Here is a 517-nt window from a genome sequence, read left to right on the forward strand (position 1 = left end):
AGTACCGGGACGTTGCTGGATAAGCGCTCCAGGGCAAAGGCCAGCGCCTGCTCCCACTGCTTGTCCCCGTCTGCCAGTGATAAGGGATCCAGGGCAAAGCCACCATCGGGGTGCTTGGCCAGAAAGTCCGCCACCTGGGCCAGCGTCGCCCGAGAGCAACTACCGGAAAGGACCAGCGCACTGCCAGAGGCGGGGGATAAACGGCCCGGCTCTGAGATCGTGGCTAACCAGCCCTGGGTGCGGTATTGGGCGGGCAGCGCCTGCCCTAAACCGGAACCTCCAGTGACCAAAGGCATCAACACCGTGGCCTCGGCCAATACGTCCAGATCCTGCTCGTCCAGGGCGTCACAAATCACATGGCGAACGCCTTGCTCTGCCAGTGCAGATAAATGAGCACGGGTTGCATCCCCCCCCCGGGTTAGCACAGCGCGATTGGCCAAACCGACTGGGTGTGGTGTTTGGCGAGAGAGTACCCGCACCAGGTCGGCATCGGTCATCGGCGTCAACGGGTGATGCT

General features: G+C 62.9%; 1 protein-coding gene. It reads right to left on the bottom strand.

Annotation, left to right across the window (positions count from 1 at the left end; translation table 11 throughout):
- A partial coding sequence (locus CPA45_RS22595) for a four-carbon acid sugar kinase family protein (protein ID WP_133066831.1) occupies window positions 1-517 on the bottom strand: 517 nt, incomplete at both ends.

Origin of the sequence: Vreelandella nigrificans (assembly GCF_002374315.1) — a bacterium.
Lineage (GTDB): Bacteria > Pseudomonadota > Gammaproteobacteria > Pseudomonadales > Halomonadaceae > Vreelandella > Vreelandella nigrificans.